This is a genomic window from Bacillus seohaeanensis (genome assembly GCF_042684945.1).
GTDB lineage: Bacteria > Bacillota > Bacilli > Bacillales > Bacillaceae_B > Rossellomorea > Rossellomorea seohaeanensis.
This window is the reverse complement of sequence record NZ_JBHUMF010000013.1, coordinates 42,454-61,915: the sequence shown is the minus strand read 5'-3', so window position 1 is coordinate 61,915 and position 19,462 is coordinate 42,454. Positions and strand designations below refer to the sequence as shown.

Annotated in this window: 19 protein-coding genes; 10 read left to right on the top strand and 9 right to left on the bottom strand. The window is 37.2% G+C overall.

Going from position 1 to position 19,462, the window contains the following annotated elements:
• Positions 1–76: 76 nt before the first annotated feature.
• Positions 77–1,504, bottom strand: a complete 1,428-nt coding sequence (locus ACFSUL_RS05690) for a DEAD/DEAH box helicase (protein WP_377933513.1) — start codon at positions 1,502–1,504, stop codon at positions 77–79.
• Positions 1,505–1,908: 404 nt separating this feature from the next.
• On the opposite strand from ACFSUL_RS05690, the gene ACFSUL_RS05685 reads away from it, so the two are divergent.
• Complete coding sequence (locus tag ACFSUL_RS05685) at positions 1,909–2,763, top strand: dimethylarginine dimethylaminohydrolase family protein (RefSeq protein WP_377933511.1); 855 nt, start codon at positions 1,909–1,911, stop codon at positions 2,761–2,763.
• 45 nt (positions 2,764–2,808) lie between these two features.
• Here the strand turns inward: ACFSUL_RS05685 and ACFSUL_RS05680 are convergent, their stop codons facing one another.
• A complete protein-coding gene (locus ACFSUL_RS05680) occupies positions 2,809–2,982 on the bottom strand; it encodes a small, acid-soluble spore protein, H family (protein WP_377933509.1) in 174 nt (57 codons plus the stop codon).
• Positions 2,983–3,097: 115 nt separating this feature from the next.
• Here ACFSUL_RS05680 and ACFSUL_RS05675 point away from each other — a divergent pair, with 115 nt between their 5' ends.
• Positions 3,098–3,250, top strand: coding sequence for a hypothetical protein (locus ACFSUL_RS05675; protein WP_377933507.1), 153 nt, complete (start codon positions 3,098–3,100; stop codon positions 3,248–3,250).
• Between the two features lie 73 nt (positions 3,251–3,323).
• Here ACFSUL_RS05675 and ACFSUL_RS05670 read toward each other — a convergent pair whose 3' ends face one another.
• The 6 genes from ACFSUL_RS05670 to ACFSUL_RS05645 form a co-directional block, all read right to left on the bottom strand.
• A complete protein-coding gene (locus ACFSUL_RS05670; protein ID WP_377933505.1) occupies positions 3,324–3,464 on the bottom strand; it encodes a hypothetical protein in 141 nt (46 codons plus the stop codon).
• A 174-nt stretch (positions 3,465–3,638) separates the two neighbouring features.
• The gene (locus ACFSUL_RS05665; protein ID WP_377933503.1) at positions 3,639–3,959 is read right to left on the bottom strand and encodes a thioredoxin family protein; all 321 of its coding nucleotides are present in this window, start codon (positions 3,957–3,959) and stop codon (positions 3,639–3,641) included.
• A 317-nt stretch (positions 3,960–4,276) separates the two neighbouring features.
• Positions 4,277–5,365: a Ger(x)C family spore germination protein gene (locus ACFSUL_RS05660; RefSeq protein ID WP_377933501.1), complete on the bottom strand. Its 1,089-nt coding sequence runs from the start codon at positions 5,363–5,365 to the stop codon at positions 4,277–4,279.
• Positions 5,362–6,450, bottom strand: coding sequence for a GerAB/ArcD/ProY family transporter (locus ACFSUL_RS05655; protein WP_377933499.1), 1,089 nt, complete (start codon positions 6,448–6,450; stop codon positions 5,362–5,364). Before ACFSUL_RS05655 ends, ACFSUL_RS05660 begins: the two co-directional genes overlap by 4 nt.
• Positions 6,451–6,465: 15 nt before the next feature.
• Positions 6,466–7,968 (bottom strand): spore germination protein, encoded by a 1,503-nt coding sequence (locus ACFSUL_RS05650; RefSeq protein ID WP_377933497.1) that lies wholly within the window; start codon positions 7,966–7,968, stop codon positions 6,466–6,468.
• Between the two features lie 268 nt (positions 7,969–8,236).
• Positions 8,237–9,205, bottom strand: a complete 969-nt coding sequence (locus ACFSUL_RS05645) for an ABC transporter substrate-binding protein (protein ID WP_071410849.1) — start codon at positions 9,203–9,205, stop codon at positions 8,237–8,239.
• Positions 9,206–9,392: 187 nt separating this feature from the next.
• Here ACFSUL_RS05645 and ACFSUL_RS05640 point away from each other — a divergent pair, with 187 nt between their 5' ends.
• The 6 genes from ACFSUL_RS05640 to ACFSUL_RS05615 all read left to right on the top strand — a co-directional run bounded on the left by ACFSUL_RS05640 (position 9,393) and on the right by ACFSUL_RS05615 (position 15,232).
• Positions 9,393–10,382 carry a FecCD family ABC transporter permease gene (locus tag ACFSUL_RS05640; protein ID WP_071410850.1) on the top strand — a complete coding sequence of 330 codons (990 nt, stop codon included), beginning with the start codon at positions 9,393–9,395 and terminating at the stop codon, positions 10,380–10,382.
• Between the two features lie 2 nt (positions 10,383–10,384).
• On the top strand, positions 10,385–11,440 hold the full coding sequence (locus ACFSUL_RS05635; protein WP_377933494.1) for a FecCD family ABC transporter permease: 1,056 nt from the start codon (positions 10,385–10,387) through the stop codon (positions 11,438–11,440).
• A gap of 240 nt (positions 11,441–11,680) precedes the next feature.
• Positions 11,681–12,499, top strand: a complete 819-nt coding sequence (locus ACFSUL_RS05630; RefSeq protein WP_377933493.1) for an ABC transporter ATP-binding protein — start codon at positions 11,681–11,683, stop codon at positions 12,497–12,499.
• Complete coding sequence (gene fhuF / locus ACFSUL_RS05625) at positions 12,496–13,260, top strand: siderophore-iron reductase FhuF (protein WP_377933491.1); 765 nt, start codon at positions 12,496–12,498, stop codon at positions 13,258–13,260. Before ACFSUL_RS05630 ends, fhuF begins: the two co-directional genes overlap by 4 nt.
• A gap of 44 nt (positions 13,261–13,304) precedes the next feature.
• Positions 13,305–13,565: a DUF2573 family protein gene (locus tag ACFSUL_RS05620; protein ID WP_377933489.1), complete on the top strand. Its 261-nt coding sequence runs from the start codon at positions 13,305–13,307 to the stop codon at positions 13,563–13,565.
• A gap of 749 nt (positions 13,566–14,314) precedes the next feature.
• Positions 14,315–15,232 carry a proline dehydrogenase family protein gene (locus tag ACFSUL_RS05615; RefSeq protein ID WP_377933487.1) on the top strand — a complete coding sequence of 306 codons (918 nt, stop codon included), beginning with the start codon at positions 14,315–14,317 and terminating at the stop codon, positions 15,230–15,232.
• Between the two features lie 194 nt (positions 15,233–15,426).
• Here ACFSUL_RS05615 and ACFSUL_RS05610 read toward each other — a convergent pair whose 3' ends face one another.
• Positions 15,427–15,561, bottom strand: coding sequence for a YuzL family protein (locus tag ACFSUL_RS05610; RefSeq protein WP_377933485.1), 135 nt, complete (start codon positions 15,559–15,561; stop codon positions 15,427–15,429).
• Positions 15,562–15,821: 260 nt separating this feature from the next.
• On the opposite strand from ACFSUL_RS05610, the gene ACFSUL_RS05605 reads away from it, so the two are divergent.
• Together ACFSUL_RS05605 and ACFSUL_RS05600 are read left to right on the top strand one after the other, a co-directional pair.
• Positions 15,822–18,206 (top strand): 3-hydroxyacyl-CoA dehydrogenase/enoyl-CoA hydratase family protein, encoded by a 2,385-nt coding sequence (locus ACFSUL_RS05605; protein WP_377933483.1) that lies wholly within the window; start codon positions 15,822–15,824, stop codon positions 18,204–18,206.
• Between the two features lie 35 nt (positions 18,207–18,241).
• A complete protein-coding gene (locus ACFSUL_RS05600) occupies positions 18,242–19,420 on the top strand; it encodes an acetyl-CoA C-acetyltransferase (RefSeq protein WP_377933481.1) in 1,179 nt (392 codons plus the stop codon).
• Positions 19,421–19,462 lie beyond the last annotated feature (42 nt).

Below are 19,462 nucleotides of genomic sequence, written 5' to 3'. Positions count from 1 at the left end.
CGCCTTCAAATGAAAGAATTAGTTCGTTTTTTTATTCACCTAGAGCACATTTGTCCCAGCCTCTTTTACTTCGAACTTATCTGTCTCGCCAATTTCTTTTGCGTCTTCCTCGATCACGATCTCTTGATCTGCCTCGGCCTCCGCCTCCGCCACTTTTTCCACTGCTTCTTTTATCTTTCTTTCCTCGAATAGGAGAAACGGCCGATAATTTTACAGGTACTACAGCTGGTTCTTTCGTTATTAATTTGAGAGAGGCAGCTAATGCAGTTATAGAATCGACATCTTCTAGTAAGGTTTCTGCGATGGTTTTGTATTCACCGAAGTCGCCTTTTTCTACTATATCCATTATTTGCTGTACTGCCGCTTGCTTATTTCCTTCTACTACATCACCAAAAGAAGGAGCCTGAGTACGTTTTATTTTTGTTTTTATCACTTTTTCAATTGTTCTCAGCATATCCATTTCTCTAGGTGTGACAAAAGTTGTAGCAAGCCCTTTATTTCCAGCTCGACCTGTTCGTCCAATCCGGTGAACGTAGCTTTCTGGATCTTGTGGTACATCAAAGTTATAGACATGTGTAACACCGCTAATATCGAGACCTCTGGCAGCAACATCTGTCGCTACGAGGATTTCAATGGATTGATCTTTAAAACGTCTGATTACTTGTTCACGTTTGTTTTGAGCAATATCACCGTGAATTCCCTCTGCGGAGTAGCCTCGTTTTAACAATGCTTCTACTAGTTCGTCTACACGTCTTTTGGTTCGACCAAAAATAATCGCGAGCTCTGGCGATTCGATATCTAAAAGGTTACATAACACATCGAACTTTTTTTGTTCCTGAATTTCTATAAATTGTTGCTCGATATTTGTTACAGTCATTTCTTTTGCTTTAACTCTTACAATTTCAGGGTTATCCATAAATTTTTCTGCTAATGTTTGTATGCGTTTAGGCATCGTTGCAGAGAAAAGCATTGTTTGGTAAGTACTAGTGATACTTCCTAAGATTGTTTCAATATCCTCGATGAATCCCATATTTAACATTTCATCTGCTTCATCGAGAACAACCATCTTAATTTGATCAAGACGAATCGTTTTTCGTTTTATATGGTCAAGAAGTCTTCCGGGAGTAGCAGCAATAATTTGCGGTCGGTTTTTTAAAGCTCGGATTTGACGAGAAATATCTTGACCACCATATATAGGCAGTGTTTTTACATTACTAAATTGCCCAATTCTATTTAATTCTTCCGCAACTTGGACAGCAAGTTCACGAGTTGGTGCTACAACTAACCCTTGAATTCCTTTTACACTAGCGTCAATTTGTTCAATAAGTGGAATTCCAAAAGCAGTAGTTTTTCCTGTTCCTGTTTGAGCTTGTCCTATTATGTCTTTTCCATTTATTGCGATTGGAATCGCTTGAGCCTGAATAGGGCTTGGTTCCTCAAATCCCATTGTAGATAGGGAACGAAGAATTTTTTCACTTAATCCAAAATCTTGGAATGTTTTCATATAAAAAGAACCTCCTGATTGTTTAGTTCGAGCGGCTAACTCCTCGAGGTCGTCCTTGCTTGTTTCCTTTGATCAAGCCGCTTTCACTTTTCATATTAATTATGATGAAAGTAATATTTTTAATGTACCCATTTGTTATAGAGTTTAAATGTTTTTATCCTATTTTAAATGAGAAGAAAAGAATATTTTAAAGATAGAAATTTAGTCCAACTAGTATGTTAAGCTTAATTGCCTCTAGAAGCAACTTTTAATGGTGTGTTTACAAATAAACAGAATAATTCTTATTATGGAATCATTTAATTAGTGAATGCAGATAATTTTAGTAGGGTATTGTAGTTAGTAAAAGAAGTGTTGGTATAACAATATGGAATAGCTAGATTTTTATAGGAGGAAGGTGAGAGAGGATGTCTTCACAAGAATTTACTAGCGAAAAACTTCATTGTCATAATGAATATGGAGTATTAAAAAAAGTGATTGTTGTATCTCCGAGATATATGGATACTGACAGGTCTAGTAATGAAATGCAAAAAAAATCTAGAAATAAAAATATACATATTGAAACCGCGATGAAACAGCATAAAGATTTTGTTTCAGTATTAGAAGCTAACGGTGTGGAAGTGATTTACTTAGAGTCAAAGGAATCTTTGTATGAACAAGTATTTACGAGAGATATAGGTTTTTGTCTAGGTAACAATCTCTTCGTAGCAACAATGGGAAGGACTATTCGCAAACAAGAGGAAAATGTAATCATGAAATGGCTAAAAGAACATCAATATCCTTTTGATAAAATTGAGACGTCATCCATTGAAGGCGGTGATGTCATCATTGATGGACAAACAATTTGGATAGGGGTCAGTGATAGAACATCAGAGGCTGCTATTCAACAATTGAGCAATAAATTAAAAGGTTATTATGTTCATTCGCTGCCCCTTGCTAATAATATCTTACATCTTGATTGTGCGTTTAATGTATTATCAAACGACACAGCGATTGTATATTCTAAAGCCTTAACGAAAGAAGATTTACAAGTGCTACAAAAACATTATAAATTAATTGAAATTACAGATGAAGAGCAATTGAATTTGGCTACCAATGTTCTATCCATTGGCAATAAGAAAATTGTGAGCCTAGCACAGAATGACAGAATTAACAATGTTCTTAGAGGAAATGGCTTTGAAGTAATCGAGGTTGAATTTTCTGAAATAATAAAATCAAACGGGTCTTTTCGATGCTGCTCTATGCCATTGCTAAGGGAATAAAAGAGCAGGTCCTTAGAATTCGGACCCGCTCTTTTACTGCCCTAATTATTCTGATAAATCTTTCACTTCAACAATAGATCTTTCCTCAAGTGGACCTCTTAAGTGTACGGTTGCTGTTCCATCTCCATTTAACGCATCAATCCATACAGATACATCCTTATATTTTACTTCAATTTCTGCCGATGATGATAATATTTGCTTTGCACGGTTTTCATCCATTAATAACCACTCCTTATTTAGTTACTTCAAGACAATAGTATCCCCAGTATCTTTTAAAAAATTATCAATAACAGATTTTATTATTGGGTAGTCTAAAGAGAAAGGGGGGATAGAAGTGAGAAAAAGGAAAAGGTTGTCTGAAACGAAAGAAGGTTCAAAAATGAAGGAAAGTTTTTTAGAAGGAAAGAAGGATTCGTCAGTGTCCTATACACCAATATATATTCAAAGTAATATGCCAGCAGTTATTATTGATAGGGACGAACACTAAACAAGTCATTAAATGATGAAAATTAGACATTTCTAAATAGCTAGTAGGGGATTCGCTCCCCTACCAATGTTAGCTACTTTGTTTTGGAAGATTTTTCTTTATTATTCATGTTCCCTTTACTATTATCCCCGCTTGTTAATTCCGTTGAAAATTCGGTATTTCCTCTTTGAGGAGCATTTTGATTTTGACTTCCTTTGTTAGGTCTTTTTGTCATGGTAAGTCCTCCTTGAAAATCAATTCCGGATTAGTTTACCAATTTAACCGGGTAATTATGCATTTCTAGGAGAAGTGGTTTATTTTTTGTTAATGGATAACATATAGAGCAAAGGAAACCCCATTGTTAGCAAGTGTATGCATTTATGAAAAAAGGACCGTAATTGGCCCTTTTTTATACATTGACTTGATCGAGAAATTCCGTAACTTGCTCTGGTGATTTTGCATTGGCACTATGTAAGTGAGCAATTTTTTCACCATTTTTATAAATGAGTAAGCTTGGTATTCCCATAACATCATATTTCTCGGCAATTTCGGGAAACTCATCTTTGTTGATATCGTACCACTTATACTGGTTATACTCTGCTGTAATGTCATCAATGAACATATCCATTCTGCGGCAGTCAGGACACCAATCTGCGTGGAATTTTACAACAACGGGTTCAGAAGAAGAAATAACTTCTTCAAAGGTTTCTTTATTTTTTATTGATTGCATACTATAATCCTCCTTTTAATTCTAGGATCTTTTCTCATAGATTGTTGTTTTTGCTTATGAATTCTGCCCGTTGATTTCCGCTACGGGCACTAGACTCCTCGGGGAGGAATGAGAGCGTCTTTCCTTTTCCTCTCTTCCCGCAGGAGTCAAGGGCCCTTCGCTCCAATCAACTCAGTGGGTTAAACTTAGTTTTCCGTTAAAAAGCAACAACCTAATTCTATTTTAATCAAAACTAGTGTAAGCTGTAAAAATTTTAGCTTGTTCTACCTTTATCGCGTATAGACAAGCAGTGATATCCATCTAAAGGTAACTATTACTTATTCAACCGTTCCAGACTCCACAATTGTTACATCTGCCTTCACTTTAAACTTTACATTAGGATAGATTGACTCTTCCCATTTTTTAAAGTCAAACCCGCGGACGCCATGCTTTTGGCGTTGCCCAATTCCTGCAGGGTCTATCCCTAATTTTTGGAACCTTTTTAATAGCTTTTCTGTTACTTCTTTAATGTCTGATTCCATCTTTTTCTCAACAGCCTTCACTTTTGGAGGAGTAAGTGATTCACCTGTAAATTCTTTAATTATCCCTTTGAGTTTTATTTTTATTATTACTTCTAATGGAGTGGAGTTTTGGTTAATCTCAATATCATGCACAGAGCGTAAACTAGTTACGGATGCTTCAATTTTTTCTTCTGTTCGAGCCTTGCCTTTTCCGAGTTTTACGACATGGCTTCCTTCCGAAAATTTATCAACAAGGAGCTTGAAAAAAAACATGTCATCAGAGTCGACTTTTCCTATCATTTTATCGTCTTTAAATAAGGCAACACCAGTAACCTCCAACGTGTTATTATTCAACCTCTTTATAATAGGTAAGTAAGGGGACTTCCCCTTCTGAAAATGATCATGAAGGAACAGGTGTAGATTTGTTTTAGGCAATTCTCTCCGCTCAACATTCTGCCTAATTAAATTACCAATATAAATCCCGTTTCCTTTCACACCGTACTGTCCTTCTAATATAGTTTTTCCTTTTCCTTCACTAACAACTAAGTAAACCCTAGATCCTATACTTGCGTCTCGTTGCAATGAATCTGCTATGTCTATTATCCCGTCTTTGGCCAAATCTTCTCCTAGAATAACGACTTCGAGACCCCCACGTACAAGAGGAAGTTGTGACTTACGTTCAATTCTTTCTAGCACCTCTCTTGAGGAGGAGGCGGTTGCTGATAACGTAACATTTTCAATTGATTGATCCGCTAAATATTTTGGGAAAAGAGCAGTTCCTTCAATCTTACCTTTCTCCACAAGGTCATAAGCTTTTGCAGCTTCTATAAGGAGATCATCTATGGTTTCTCTTTCAATACACCCAGAAAGTAGGAGGCATACGAAAAAAAGTAATAGTTTTTTCATAACTTTTTCTTCACCCTTTTTATGACTAGAATTAAAACAAAAAGAAAAGGGATATAAACAAAATTAATATAAAAACCAGTTTGACTGAGGATATTATTTAACATATCTATTTTTTCTCTGTTTGGAAACAAAGTCAGTACACTAAGACATACTAGCGAAAGCCAAATTAACGAAGTACTCTGCTTCAAAGGTGTAGCTCTTTTAACGATTCTGCTTGCACACCAAATCGCAATACAGGCATTTGGTAAGATAATAAGGCACCAATTAGCAATGCCGATATACTCAAAACGTTCAACAAAAGGTAACTCTAAAATCTTCCACATAGATAAAGTAGCCCAAACAGTCTTCTTTAATTGACCTTCACTAAAGAAGGCAAAAGAGATAATTCCAATGAGAGTATAAACTAGAGTACTTGCGAAAAGCCCCCACTGTGCCCATTTTTGTGAGGCCTTCCCCTCTTTAATAAAAGGATAGATAAGCAAAATTGATTCATAGCCCAAGTATGTTAGTGACATGCTTTTCATCGATTTAAGAATATCCATTATACTGTGATCAAATATAGGTAGTATGTTTCTAAAATCAGCATATTGGAAGGTAAATCCAAATGTTAGCAGTAAATAGCTGGGAAGGATTAATCCAAAAAAGGAAACTCCAGCAATCGTACGAATACCTCCCTTTACGATATAAATAACAAGTAATAAAAAAAACAAAGAAAAAAGAAATGTATTCATACGTGGGAACATCCAAACTTGTACCACTTCTATATAGGTTCGAATAATTGTCACGACAAGTGCTGCAAAATAGAGAACAAAGATGAAGCTGAATATTTTCCCTATCCATTTTCCGAATGCAAATGTATGGGCAGAAACTAGGTCACCATCACTCATTTGTACGATTCTATACATCATAAACATGAGAATATGTGTCAAGCCTCCAGCTAATATAATGGAAATCCAGGAGTCATAGCCGGCATTTACTGCAATGACCCTTTGAAATCCTAAAACGCCAACCCCGACTTGAACGGAATGTATTAAATAAAAGACAAGGAAGGGAGAAATTTTTCTTCTTTCGGGAATGGCCTGCATGTTATCACCTCCGACTTACTCATCAATATCAAGCTTTTTCTTCCCTTCTTTTCCCCAGAAACGTCGAGGCTTTTGAGTGCGTAAAAATAATGGTCGCTTCTCTTGTTTATTAAAAGGAAAGCGAACAAGGGCATCCTGCAAGTCTTTTAAACGTGGAGGATAAAGCGGCTCCAAAAACGGTCTGCCTAAAGAAGTCAAACGTATAAGGTGAGTCATTAAAATACAGAAACAAAAAACAATACCCAACAGCCCCCAAAGCTGAGCAAATAATAAAAATGGAAAACGCAAAAAACGAATGGTATTACCCATTTTATAGACAGGCGTTGTAAAAGAGGCAAGTGCGGATAGCCCGATTAAAATTAAAAGGACGTTACTTGTCAGACCGGCCTCAACGGATGCCGTTCCGATAACAATCCCGCCCACGATACCAATTGTCTGACCAACCTTGGCAGGCAACCTGGCTCCAGCTTCTCTTAACAGTTCTATCGTCAATTCTAAAACTAATGCCTCTAAAATAGGAGGAAGCGGAACTGTTTGTCTAGAAGTTATGAGTGTTGCCATAAGGTCTTTCGGAATTAATTCATAATGATAGGTCAAGGCAGCCACATATATCGGTGTAATTAGGATAGAGAAAGAAACTGCAAACACACGGATAAGTCGGAAGAAAGAAGCTATAAAGAAATTTAAAAAGTAGTCCTCATAAGAATTAAAAAATTCCACCAATGTCGTAGGACCGATTAGAGCATGAGGTGACCCATCCGCTAGAAGGACAACCTTTCCCTCTACAACGACAGAAGCCGCGCGGTCAGGGCGTTCCGTGTCCAAAAGTTGTGGGAAAGGAGAGTGACTATTATCTGATATAAGTTGTTCAATGAAAGAGCTATCAATAATTTGATCAAAATCAATTGCTTTCAATCTTTGACGGAATGTATCAACGTTCACTTTATCCACAAGTCCATCTATATAGAGAAGTGCAACCTTTGTGTGTGTAACTTTTCCAATATTAAATTCTTCTATTACTAACTCCTTTATTGGTACTCTTTTCCTAATAAGGTTAATATTTTGACCAAGGGATTCTACGAAAGCTTCTTTTGGTCCAATGACACTAAATTCTACTTCCGGCTGAGAAACTTTGCGTCCAGCCTCTTTTTGCGCCGCAATAAATGCGAAGTTTTTATTATCACCATCTATTGTCAGAAGTATATAGCCGTTATATACCTTTTGCTCTATTTGTTGTTCATCCTTTGATAATGTGATATCGACGACAGGTAAGATATGTTTAAGATCCTCAAAGTCAGAAAAATCCTTAGACAATAAAGAAGGTAAAATATCATTTTGTACTGTACTTTCATCAATTAAGGAAGTAATAAAATGGAGATTGAATTTTGTTCCTGTCTTTGTATTCTGATAGAAAGCTTGTTTGTAATCAGATGATTTTTTTGCATCTCTTTTAAAGCTTTCAAATGACCTTTTTTCTTTTGTTTTATCAGATGATTTCTTTCTGAATATCGAGAACATGTACATCCCTCGTTCGTTGAATAGTCTAAACCATAGTGTTTCCGAAAAAGGGAGAAATATGAAAAAGAGGGGAAAGTTTATAGAATGAAAAAAGACTAAATGTTAGAGGAATTTCATCCTAACATTTAGTCTTTCATTTGGTATATGTCTAGCTCCAGTGCCTAGCTCGCTGTGAAAAAGATGATTTCTCCCTAAAGGCAACAGACGCCTTTTGGAGGAAATCCCTATTTTCTTCACGAGCTGATTAAGGCACTTCCACTTTTCTTATTTATTGTTCTAAGAAGAATTTTTCAATGTCATCAAGCATTTTGTTTGCAGCGATTACACCGCCTGCTGTATTCCAAATAGCGTCATTTACTTCAAATACTTTATCATTTTTAGCTACTTCTAGATTTTGGAATAGAGGGTCGTTAATCCAGTCTTCTTCTAATGAATTTGCTTCACCATCACCAGTATCGTAGGTGAAATAGAATAGAGCATCTCCATCCATTGCAGGAATACGTTCTTTTGTGACGCCAGTTTCAGCAAAATCATTTACATCCTGACCTTCTGGACGAGCAAAGCCTAATTGGTCTAAGATAACGCCGGAGAAAGAATCTTTATGATAAATGCGAACATCTCCAGCCATAAAACGAACCATTGATATTTTTTGATCTAGTTTGTCTCCAAGTTCGGCTTTTATGTCTTCAATCCGTTGATTATACTCCGCAATAACCTCTTGACCTTTTTCCTCTTTATTTAATGCTTTTGCATACAACTTGAAGTTTTCTTTCCAGTTACCACGAAGCGTTTCTGCCATTACGGTTGGAGCAATTTCTTTTAACTGGTTGTATTGCTCTTCTTGGCGCATTTTGTTTCCAATAATTAAGTCAGGTTGTAATTTAGCGATTGCCTCAATGTTTAATTCACTTTCCGTGCCGACAACTTCAACATCTTTCATTTGATCTGCAATATGATTATACCAAGGATCTCCAGTCCAAGACTGTACCGCACCTACAGGAGTTACATCCATAGATAATAAAGCTTCTGTACCTTCATTTGTAAGAATAACAACTTTCTCTGGTGTTTTTTCTATTTCTGTTGTGCCCATTGCATGTTCAATCGTATAGCTTTCACTTTTTTTTGAATCGTTGCTCGTTGTTGAATCCTTTTCCTCTTCTTTAGCATTACCACAAGCAGCTAAAAGAAGAAGGGATGATACTAAAAGAAGCGATAATAAAGTACGAATTGATTTCATTATGTAGTCCTCCTTAATGGATTTGTATGTAAATGATAATCATTATCAATACTTTCTCATCATATAAGAAAGCCTTATCATTTGTCAATAATTACACTGAGAATGATTTTCAAAGTCGTTGACTAATAGTAATGCATTCCTTAGAATAAAGAAAGAATACAATGATGGTTAGAAAGGCTCAAAATTAATGAGTAAAACTAGAAATCAAGCAATAACTTTAGTAGGAACTGTACTCATTCTCATCCTATTTATAGGGATAAGTGTGGTATATGGATATACAGATACGTCATGGGCAACAGCCTATGAAGCATTCACTAATCCAAATCAAACAACAGAACATCTTGTTTTACAAAATATCCGGCTGCCAAGGGCATTAATTGCCGCAACGGTAGGTGCCTCATTAGCGATAGCGGGAGTTCTCATGCAGACACTGACTAAAAATCCGCTGGCATCACCTGGGATTTTTGGAATAAACGCCGGTGGAGGATTTATGGTTGTAGTAGGGGTTACCCTATTTGGTATCACCAACCTTCAAGCGTTCACGGTCCTTGCCTTTTTAGGAGCTGGAATTGCCGCTGTTGGTGTCTATATAATTGGTGCTGCAGGAAGTGAAGGGTTAACACCAATGAAATTGACACTTGCTGGTTCTGCAATTACTGCAATGTTTGCCTCTTTTACACAAGGACTTCTTGTCCTCAATGAAGCTGCTCTAGAACAAGTTTTATTTTGGCTTGCTGGATCTGTCCAAGGAAGAAACATGGAAATTTTAACTGGTGTCTTCCCGTATATTGTAGTAGGTTGGATTATTTCACTACTCATTGCTAATAAAATGAATGTCCTTGCAATGGGGGAAGATGTTGCAAAAGGGCTTGGCTTGAAAACAGCATTTATTAAAATAATTTCTTTAGCTGTAGTTGTGTTACTCGCAGGTGGAGCCGTAGCAATTGCAGGGCCAATCGGTTTCATTGGGATTATTGTTCCCCATTTTGCAAAAAGAATTATCGGTGTTGATCATCGCTGGTTAATTCCCTATTCAGGTTTAATAGGAGCGATTTTACTGCTTGCAGCTGATATTGCGGCAAGGTATATTATTATGCCCCAGGAAGTACCGGTTGGTGTCATGACTGCCATAATCGGTGCACCATTCTTTATTTACATTGCAAGGAAGGGGTTTTAATAATGAATAGGTTTTTAGCAAAGCGTTGGTTTCGAGACCGCCTTTCTTTCTTAATTGATTTGTCGGCATTAAAAAAAATTGCTTTTCTACTATTAATTACTTTTCTTGTATTAGTGATAAGTACAGGGCTCGGGGATATGAAAATTGCCCCTTGGACAGTTATAGAAGTGTTCTTTGGCGGAGGAAGTAGTTTGGAGCAATTAGTTGTTACTTCATTTCGACTCCCTAGAATATTAATTGCTTTATTGGCTGGAATAGCACTAGCGGTCGCTGGAGGGATACTTCAAGGAATGATCCGTAATCCACTCGCTTCCCCAGATATTATTGGGATTACAGGTGGTGCAGGAACTGCAGTGGTCGGTTTTTTAGCATTATTTAGTAACGCAGATAATGTTTTAACGGTTAGTATCCAATGGCTGCCTGTAGCTGCTTTTATTGGGGCAACTATTATTGCTTTTCTTGTGTATTTTTTAGCTTGGAGAAATGGAGTATCTCCAGTACGCCTCGTGTTAATTGGGATTGGGGTATCTGCTTTAACACAGGCCGCAACAACGTTATTAATGATTTTTGGTCCCATTTACCGAGCTAGTCAGGCAAATATCTGGCTAACGGGAACGGTTAACGGTTCGGACTGGAGCGATGTAATTATTCTATTGCCGTGGACAATTATCTTCGTTCTTCTTACTTTCTTACTTTCAAGACACTTGAACATTCAAGAACTTGGAGAGGAAATAGCTACTAGTGTGGGGGTGCCTGTCCAGCGTCAGCGGTTTCTACTCTTATTTATGTCAACTGCATTAGTAGGAGGGGCAGTTGCATTTGCTGGCGGAATTGGATTTGTCGGCTTAATGGCACCTCACATGGCAAGGAGAATAGTTGGATCTTCCTATGGTGCATTGCTTCCAACAGCCGCTTTAATAGGTGGGACGTTAGTTATGGTAGCTGATTTAATTGGAAGAACATTATTTCTTCCGCTTGAAGTTCCAGCTGGTGTATTTACAGCAAGTATTGGTGCACCATATTTTATATACTTACTATTTAAAACAAGAAACGCATAAAGTGAAACATCAATCAGTGGAGTTTCTTCTAACCTCATTGATTGTTAGTCCCGTTCTATTGTCGCTAAATCCCCACTCGTCAGTGGCTGCTTAACCGACAGTAGGAACCCGATTGGTTCAACTAAACCTCGCTCTCGCATCGGTAAGTTTCACTTTATCTCCCCAATCGGGCTAAGGCACGTCGGAGAAATAGTTAATTATTTGTGAGTGGAACAACAATGAAAAAGGAGTGGGCTAAGAATGGAAAAAACATTGCATACAGAAGACTTAACGCTTTCCTATGGAGATCGAATTATTATCGATGAATTAAGCTTGGAAATTCCTAAAGGGGAAATTACAGTATTTATTGGTGGGAATGGATGCGGAAAGTCTACTCTTTTACGTTCTTTAGCTCGCTTGTTAAAGCCTAAGGCTGGTTCGATACTCCTTGATGGTTCAGCAATTTCAACGTTATCTACAAAAGATGTAGCCCGTAAAATGGCAATTTTGCCGCAATCTCCTACTGCTCCAGAAGGGTTGACAGTGCTACAGCTTGTAAAGCAAGGACGTTATCCACATCAAACATGGCTCAAACAATGGTCCAAAAAGGATGAGGAGCTTGTTCAGAATGCATTGAAAGCAACGAAAATGGAGGGCTTACAGGATAGGAAAGTGGATGAACTTTCTGGTGGTCAACGACAACGTGCATGGATAGCTTTAACACTTGCACAGGATACAGATATTATTTTGTTAGATGAACCAACAACCTATTTGGATATGACTCACCAAATTGAGATACTGGACTTGTTATTTGAATTAAATGAATCAGAACAACGAACGATTGTAATGGTTCTTCATGACCTAAATTTAGCATGCCGCTATGCCCATAACATTGTCGCAATCCGTGATCAGAAAATATTTGCACAAGGAAAACCGGAAGAAGTAATAAGTTGTAACCTTGTCAAAAATGTTTTTGATATGGATTGTCAAGTTACAAGCGATCCACTGTTTGGCACTCCATTATGTATTCCTTACGGTAGAGGACGCTGCATTATAAAGGACTTAGAGGCGGTAAGATGATAGCTGCTTCCTCCCTAAGTAATGAAGAAGTTGAATTACTGAAAAGCTACAGATTTTTACCGGAGATAGAATACTCTTCTACCTATATAGAGGCAAGTAAATTGACGGATAGCAAAGCTTTGCGTAGTTATTTGACAGAAAGACTTTCTTTAATAAGAACAGACGATATAAAGGTTGCCGCATCTTTGTTTATAAAGCGATATGCTTTCCTAGCTGTCATCGGTTTATTTTTAATGAGTTACCGGAACAAGAAAATGGACTTATCCCCTGAAAATGTAGTATTGGTAGATAGAGAAAAAAATGGTATGTGGACACCTTGCTTTTACTTGAAAAATAGTACTGTTACTCCTTTTTCTACACAAGAGGAAAAACAGCAATTTTTGCAAGGGTTTTTCCGTCAGCACATGGATGTCATTATCCAAAACATAAAAAAAGATAGTAAACTTTCCCATATAATACTTTGGGAAAACGTAGCAGTTTATATTTTTTGGCTTTATGAAAATAAGAACTTTCTACAGGAAGCATTGTCTCATCAAACTGTAGAAGAGGACTTTGTTTTTCTCCTCCAAAACAATAACGGTGCTTTGTTTGGAGAGTACAGCAAGAATCCTCTCGCACGTTATTATACTGCCAAAGTAAAAGTGAAAGACGGTGAATATAGAGTCCGTGTCAGGAAAACTTGTTGTTTCTCGTACATGTTAGAGCAAGGAGAGGAAACCAGATGTAACACTTGTCCGCAAACGTGCAAGGTTTGCACCTAACCAAATATGTTTAAAACATAAGGATTGAAGGGAGTTTCTTTGACATGAATGAGTTTGAAAAGCAGTTTGAGGCTTTAGTAGAAAAATATACAGAATTGCTAATTGGGGAATCGACGGAAAAGCGAAAAGATATGGTAACAAAATATGCGTTATATTCATTTATAGCCAAAAATATGCCTCCTCTCGTAAAACACTGGAACTCTCTGTATCCAGAAGCAAAAGACGAAATGAAGACAATCATTGGAGATATAAAAGAGTGGAATGAGATGCACCGTATGAACCAGAAAAAGCAAGAAGACGAATAAAGATGAAAAGGAGGCCAACTAAAAGCTTTTGTTCCTTTTAGTTGGTCTCTTTTTTATTGATAACCGATAACATTCAAGAACAGTGGGAAGTTGTGAATGGAGAAATTTGACGAAAATGTTCGATTGACTCAAAGGTTCAGATTTGTAGGGAGTAACATCATCATTATGGCTAATAAGGGTAGAGAAATTCTTATTGTTTCTCCTTATTAAAAGGCATATTTTTACAAATGGGAACATATAAATGGAGAAAACGATATATTTCATCATTTATAAACTGTGACTTGTATCTTATTTATATAAAAAAACTGCCACGCCTGCCGTAGCAGTTTTTTTATATAATGTCTTCCTGTTAGCTTTATTAATTTTATTATCTCTATATTTAAGGGGTATTGCTTCACGTAATTATGAAGACTTTATTTGGTCGGCAAAGGGTTGAAAAATATTTTTTTGAAAAGGCATTCAAGGCTATAGGCAAGCTATTTAAAAGGTGGTAAAATGTAGTCAAATATAACTATTGTATGAATTTTTTATTTTTTTAACAAATTAGAAAGCGCTTTCATATAATGGTATATCCGGAAAATACGGACTATATACTCTGCTGCAGGAGCAGACCCTTGAAATGTAAGAGAGGAATAAATGTCCGTAAAGGCCTGATAAGTTTAGCCATTGCACAAGGTGAAGATGCATACACTAGTGTAAAGCTTACATTATCCCGCATTAACTTTATATGTTTCAAGGAGGCATGCAGTATGGAGCGAGCAATGCGTAATTTCTTTTTATTCCTTTCGAAGAATAAGCAGTTAACTAAATTGGCAAAAAGCTATGGACTTCGTTTTGGAGCGGGACGATTTGTTGCAGGAGATTCTATAAAACAAGCGACGGCTGTAATTAGGGAGTTAAATAATCAGAAGCTAGCTGTAACAATCGATTATTTAGGAGAGTTTGTTGATGATGAAAGCGAAGCAAATGAAATGGCAGATGAATGTGTAGAAGCAATAAAAGCCATTGGACGTGAAAACCTGGATTCTCAGCTTTCGTTAAAAATGACTTCTATGGGGTTAGATATTTCAGAAGAAGTTGTAATCCGCAATATGAGGAAGATCCTTAACGAAGCCGAAAAACAAGGAGTTTTTGTCACAATCGATATGGAAGACCATTCTCGCTGCGGGCAAACAATTGATATTTTCAAAAGACTAAAATCAGAATTTGATAATGTGGGCACGGTAATACAGGCCTATTTATATCGCACATTAGACGATATGGAAGATCTAAATGCTTATTCTCCAAACCTGCGACTAGTAAAAGGTGCATATAAAGAATCTTCTGAAGTTGCATTTCCTGATAAAAAGGATGTTGATGAGAACTATAGGAAAATTATTAAAATGCATTTATTAAATGGTAATTATACTGCAGTTGCTACACATGATGATGCAATGATTGAATATACGAAAGAGCTAGTAAAGGAGCATAATATTCCAAAGGATCAATTCGAATTTCAAATGTTATATGGTATCCGGGTAGAACGTCAGCACGAGCTAGTAAAAGATGGATATAAGGTACGGGTATATGTTCCATATGGCACAGATTGGTATGGTTATTTTATGAGGCGCCTAGCTGAAAGACCAGCCAATGTTGCATTCGTGTTAAAAGGTGTAATGAAAAAATAGGTGAAAAAGAGGCTGACCTAGGTGTGCCAGAATCTCTCTTTATATAATAAAATATTATATAAAAAAGGAAGTAAGGCGACTTATAGGGCAGCCTCATTCATTGTAGAGGGTATTATGTCCAGCTCCAGCGGCAATCCCTCTATGAAAAAGATGATTTTCTTTGCGAGCTAAATAAGCCGCTTTCGCTTTTCTAACTATTGTTTTTTATATTGATTGTTTTGGCTGTTCACTTTTCCGCCACCATCAACTTCCACTGTAGGACCAGCATTTCCTTTTACGCTAGCAGCACTTACACCCGCTTTTGAAGGTTGTTTTCTTCTTTTGGCCATTATTAACACCTCCATTTTACTGTTTAAAATTATCAACTATTTCTTATTATGATTAAAGAAAGTCGAGCAGTTAGTATCATTCCCTTAATAAAAAAACATATTAACAAAGAAACTTAAAAAAATTTTTGTTTTTAAACGTTTAAATATTGCGATATTTTAGAATATCCTATATATTAATAATATCAGAAACTCATTCTCATATTTTTTTTAGCATAAAATGAATGAGTATTCATTCAAAAAGCTCAAAGGGGGAAAATGAATTGGTTCGCAGAATTCAAAAAGCAGCAGTGTTAGGATCAGGGGTAATGGGTTCAGGAATTGCAGCACATCTTGCTAATATTGGTATCCCGACCATGTTATTAGATATCGTTCCAAACGAATTAACAGATAAGGAAAAAGCGCAAGGGCTTACGGAGGAGAGCAAAGCATTTCGTAATCGCTTAAGTGAAAACGCTTTAAAAAAGCTGTTGAAGCAAAAGCCCGCACCATTGACTTCTAAAAAAAATCTATCACTTATAACGGCTGGTAACTTTGAGGATGATTTAGAAAGTATAAGTGAATGTGATTGGGTAATTGAGGTCGTCGTTGAAAATTTAGATGTGAAGAAAAAGGTATTTGAAAAAGTGGAGCAGTATCGAAAACCCGGAAGTATTATAAGCTCTAATACATCTGGTATTTCAATTGAGGCAATGGCAGAAGGGCGTTCAGAAGATTTTCAAAAGAACTTTTTAGGAACACACTTCTTCAATCCGCCTCGCTATTTAAAACTACTTGAAGTAATACCTACACAAAAAACAGATCCAGAAGTGCTCTCCTTTATGAAAACATTTGGGGAAGATGTATTAGGAAAAGGTGTAGTACTTGCAAAAGATACACCTAACTTTATTGCGAATCGAATTGGGACATATGGCTTGCTTGTTACGGTTCAAGAAATGGTAAAAGGTGGCTATAGCGTCGGAGAAGTTGATTCCATTACGGGTCCACTTATCGGTCGACCAAAAAGTGCAACTTTTAGAACATTGGATGTTGTTGGTCTAGATACTTTCACTCATGTTGCAAAAAATGTTTATGACAAAGTAGATGGTGAAGAGAAAAAAGTATTTGAAATACCATCTTTTATACAAAAAATGCTCGATAATGGTTGGTTGGGGAGTAAAAGTGGTCAAGGATTTTTTAAGAAGCAAGGAAAAGAAATTCTTGAACTAAACACAGAAACACTAGAATATGAAGCTCGTAAAAAACTAAAAACTTCAGCTCTAGAACAGGTCAAGAATGAAAAGGGACCAGCCAACAAACTAAAAGCTTTAGTCTATACAGATGACAGAGCTGGTAAGCTTCTGTGGGATATTATTTCGCCAGTACTTACTTACTCTGCACAATTACATGGAACAATTGCTGATGATATTGTATCGATTGATCGTGCCATGAAATGGGGATTCGGATGGGAGCTTGGTCCATTTGAAATTTGGGATGCAATCGGTGTAGAAAAGTCTGTTAGTAAGTTGAAAAAAGAAGGAAGAGATGTTCCAGAGTGGGTAACGGACATGCTTTCTGCTGGGCATACTCATTTTTATAAAACAGAAGACAATGAACTCTATTTCTACCATGAAAAAGAATATAAGGTTGTCGGGCGTAATCCAAAGGTAATTGATTTAAAACTCCTTAAAAAACAAGGGAAGCTGATTAAGAAAAATGCCGGGGCAAGTTTGATTGACATTGGTGACGAAGTAGCACTGTTGGAATTCCATTCACCAAACAATGCAATCGGGTTAGATATTGTACAAATGATTAACTTTGCAGTGGATGAAGTTGAAAAAAATTACAAAGGTCTTGTAATTGGTAACCAAAGTAAAAACTTCTGTGTCGGAGCAAATCTTGCAATGATTTTAATGGAAGTACAAGATGATAATTTGTATGAAGTCGATACGGTTATCCGCAATTTCCAACAAGCAACGATGAAAATTAAATATTCTTCCAAACCAGTTGTTGCAGCTCCATTTGGAATGACGCTTGGAGGTGGAGCAGAAATTTGCTTGCCGGCGGCTCATATTCAAACATCAATGGAAACGTACATGGGTCTTGTAGAAGTTGGTGTTGGACTCATCCCTGGAGGAGGGGGCAATAAGGAGCTTTATCTTAAACATCTAAACAGCATGCCGAATGGAGTAGAATTTGACCTCCAGGCGGTTGCTAATAAAGTATTCGAAACGATTGCAATGGCAAAAGTTTCAACGTCAGGTGAAGAAGCGAGAGATAATAATTTCTTGAGTGCTGCTGATAGTGTAAGCGTAAATGACGACCACCTGCTATATGATGCAAAACAAGCTGTTTTAACACTCTTTGATAAAGGCTATACAGCGCCTATTCGAAAGAAAGTGCCGGTTGTAGGAGAAACAGGTTACGCAACATTGCTGCTCGGTGCTAATGCCATGTATCAATCAGGATTTATTTCAGATCATGACTTAGTTATAGTGAAAAAATTGGCATATGTTCTTGCAGGTGGAAAGTTGCCTTATGGAACAGAAGTGGATGAACAATACCTTTTAGACCTTGAAAGGGAAGCATTTTTAAGTTTAATTGGTCAATCAAAAACACAACAAAGAATGCAGCATATGCTCGTGAAAGGAAAACCATTACGCAATTAATCAATAAAACTATCATTTTCAAGAGGGGGTACATCATGCGTGAAGCAGTTATTGTAGCTGGTGCGAGAACACCAGTCGGTAGATCAAGAAAAGGAAGCTTAGCAACTGTAAGGCCTGATGACTTAGGTGCAATTGTAGTCAAGGAAACATTGAAGCGTGCTGGGAACTACGAAGGTAATATTGATGATTTAATTATTGGATGTGCAATGCCAGAGGCAGAACAAGGTATGAATATGGCAAGAAATATTGGAGGGTTAGCAGGTTTACCGCATACCGTTCCTGCGGTAACGATTAACCGTTATTGCTCTTCAGGATTGCAAACAATTGCTTATGCTGCTGAAAAAATTATGCTAGGACATTCTGATACGGCAATTGCCGGTGGGGCAGAATCAATGAGTTTAGTTCCAATGATGGGGCATGTCGTACGTCCAAACGCCAAGTTAGCTGAAACTGCACCTCAGTATTATATGGGAATGGGACACACAGCGGAAGAAGTTGCGAAAAAGTTTGGGATATCACGTGAAGATCAAGACAAGTTCGCTGTAAGAAGTCATGAAAGAGCAGCAAAAGCGATAGCAGAAGGGAAATTTGAAGACGAAATTGTCCCAGTAGATGTCGTAAGACGTTCCGTCAATAACGAAAATAAGTTGGAAGAAAAAGCTTTTACCTTTACTACTGATGAAGGGGTCCGTCCAGGAACAAATACAGAAGTTTTAGCCAAATTGAGACCAGCGTTTAATGTAAAAGGTTCTGTTACAGCAGGAAATTCTTCTCAAACAAGTGACGGAGCAGCGGCTGTTATGGTTATGGATAGAGAAAAAGCAGGTTCTTTAGGGTTGCAGCCAATGGCGAAGTTTCGGTCGTTTGCTGTAGCTGGTGTTCCACCTGAAATTATGGGGGTTGGACCAGTAGAGGCGATTCCGAAAGCATTGAAAATGGCTGGTCTAGAGTTACCGGATATTGGTTTATTCGAACTTAATGAAGCTTTTGCCTCTCAATCGATTCAAGTCATTCGCCAACTTGGCTTAGACGAAGATAAAGTAAATGTAAATGGTGGTGCTATTGCATTAGGGCACCCACTAGGATGTACCGGTACAAAGCTTACATTGTCATTAATTCATGAAATGAAAAGAAGAAATCAACAATTTGGTGTTGTAACGATGTGTATTGGTGGCGGTATGGGAGCTGCTGGAGTATTCGAGCTTATCAGCTAATAGTTAACAAAACTAATATAGGGAAGTTGAATGCTTCCCTTA

Bases quoted from the DNA above. Each gene is read 5' to 3' on its own strand.
- ACFSUL_RS05655 (WP_377933499.1), bottom strand. From the start codon at position 6,450: ATGCAGGCCATTCCCGAAAGAAGAAAAATTTCTCCCTTCCTTGTCTTT.
- ACFSUL_RS05665 (WP_377933503.1), bottom strand. From the start codon at position 3,959: ATGCAATCAATAAAAAATAAAGAAACCTTTGAAGAAGTTATTTCTTCT.
- ACFSUL_RS05630 (WP_377933493.1), top strand. From the start codon at position 11,681: ATGGAAAAAACATTGCATACAGAAGACTTAACGCTTTCCTATGGAGAT.
- ACFSUL_RS05635 (WP_377933494.1), top strand. From the start codon at position 10,385: ATGAATAGGTTTTTAGCAAAGCGTTGGTTTCGAGACCGCCTTTCTTTC.
- ACFSUL_RS05670 (WP_377933505.1), bottom strand. From the start codon at position 3,464: ATGACAAAAAGACCTAACAAAGGAAGTCAAAATCAAAATGCTCCTCAA.
- ACFSUL_RS05650 (WP_377933497.1), bottom strand. From the start codon at position 7,968: ATGTTCTCGATATTCAGAAAGAAATCATCTGATAAAACAAAAGAAAAA.
- ACFSUL_RS05660 (WP_377933501.1), bottom strand. From the start codon at position 5,365: ATGAAAAAACTATTACTTTTTTTCGTATGCCTCCTACTTTCTGGGTGT.
- ACFSUL_RS05640 (WP_071410850.1), top strand. From the start codon at position 9,393: ATGAGTAAAACTAGAAATCAAGCAATAACTTTAGTAGGAACTGTACTC.
- ACFSUL_RS05645 (WP_071410849.1), bottom strand. From the start codon at position 9,205: ATGAAATCAATTCGTACTTTATTATCGCTTCTTTTAGTATCATCCCTT.
- ACFSUL_RS05600 (WP_377933481.1), top strand. From the start codon at position 18,242: ATGCGTGAAGCAGTTATTGTAGCTGGTGCGAGAACACCAGTCGGTAGA.
- fhuF (WP_377933491.1), top strand. From the start codon at position 12,496: ATGATAGCTGCTTCCTCCCTAAGTAATGAAGAAGTTGAATTACTGAAA.
- ACFSUL_RS05690 (WP_377933513.1), bottom strand. From the start codon at position 1,504: ATGAAAACATTCCAAGATTTTGGATTAAGTGAAAAAATTCTTCGTTCC.
- ACFSUL_RS05610 (WP_377933485.1), bottom strand. From the start codon at position 15,561: ATGGCCAAAAGAAGAAAACAACCTTCAAAAGCGGGTGTAAGTGCTGCT.
- ACFSUL_RS05685 (WP_377933511.1), top strand. From the start codon at position 1,909: ATGTCTTCACAAGAATTTACTAGCGAAAAACTTCATTGTCATAATGAA.
- ACFSUL_RS05620 (WP_377933489.1), top strand. From the start codon at position 13,305: ATGAATGAGTTTGAAAAGCAGTTTGAGGCTTTAGTAGAAAAATATACA.
- ACFSUL_RS05680 (WP_377933509.1), bottom strand. From the start codon at position 2,982: ATGGATGAAAACCGTGCAAAGCAAATATTATCATCATCGGCAGAAATT.
- ACFSUL_RS05615 (WP_377933487.1), top strand. From the start codon at position 14,315: ATGGAGCGAGCAATGCGTAATTTCTTTTTATTCCTTTCGAAGAATAAG.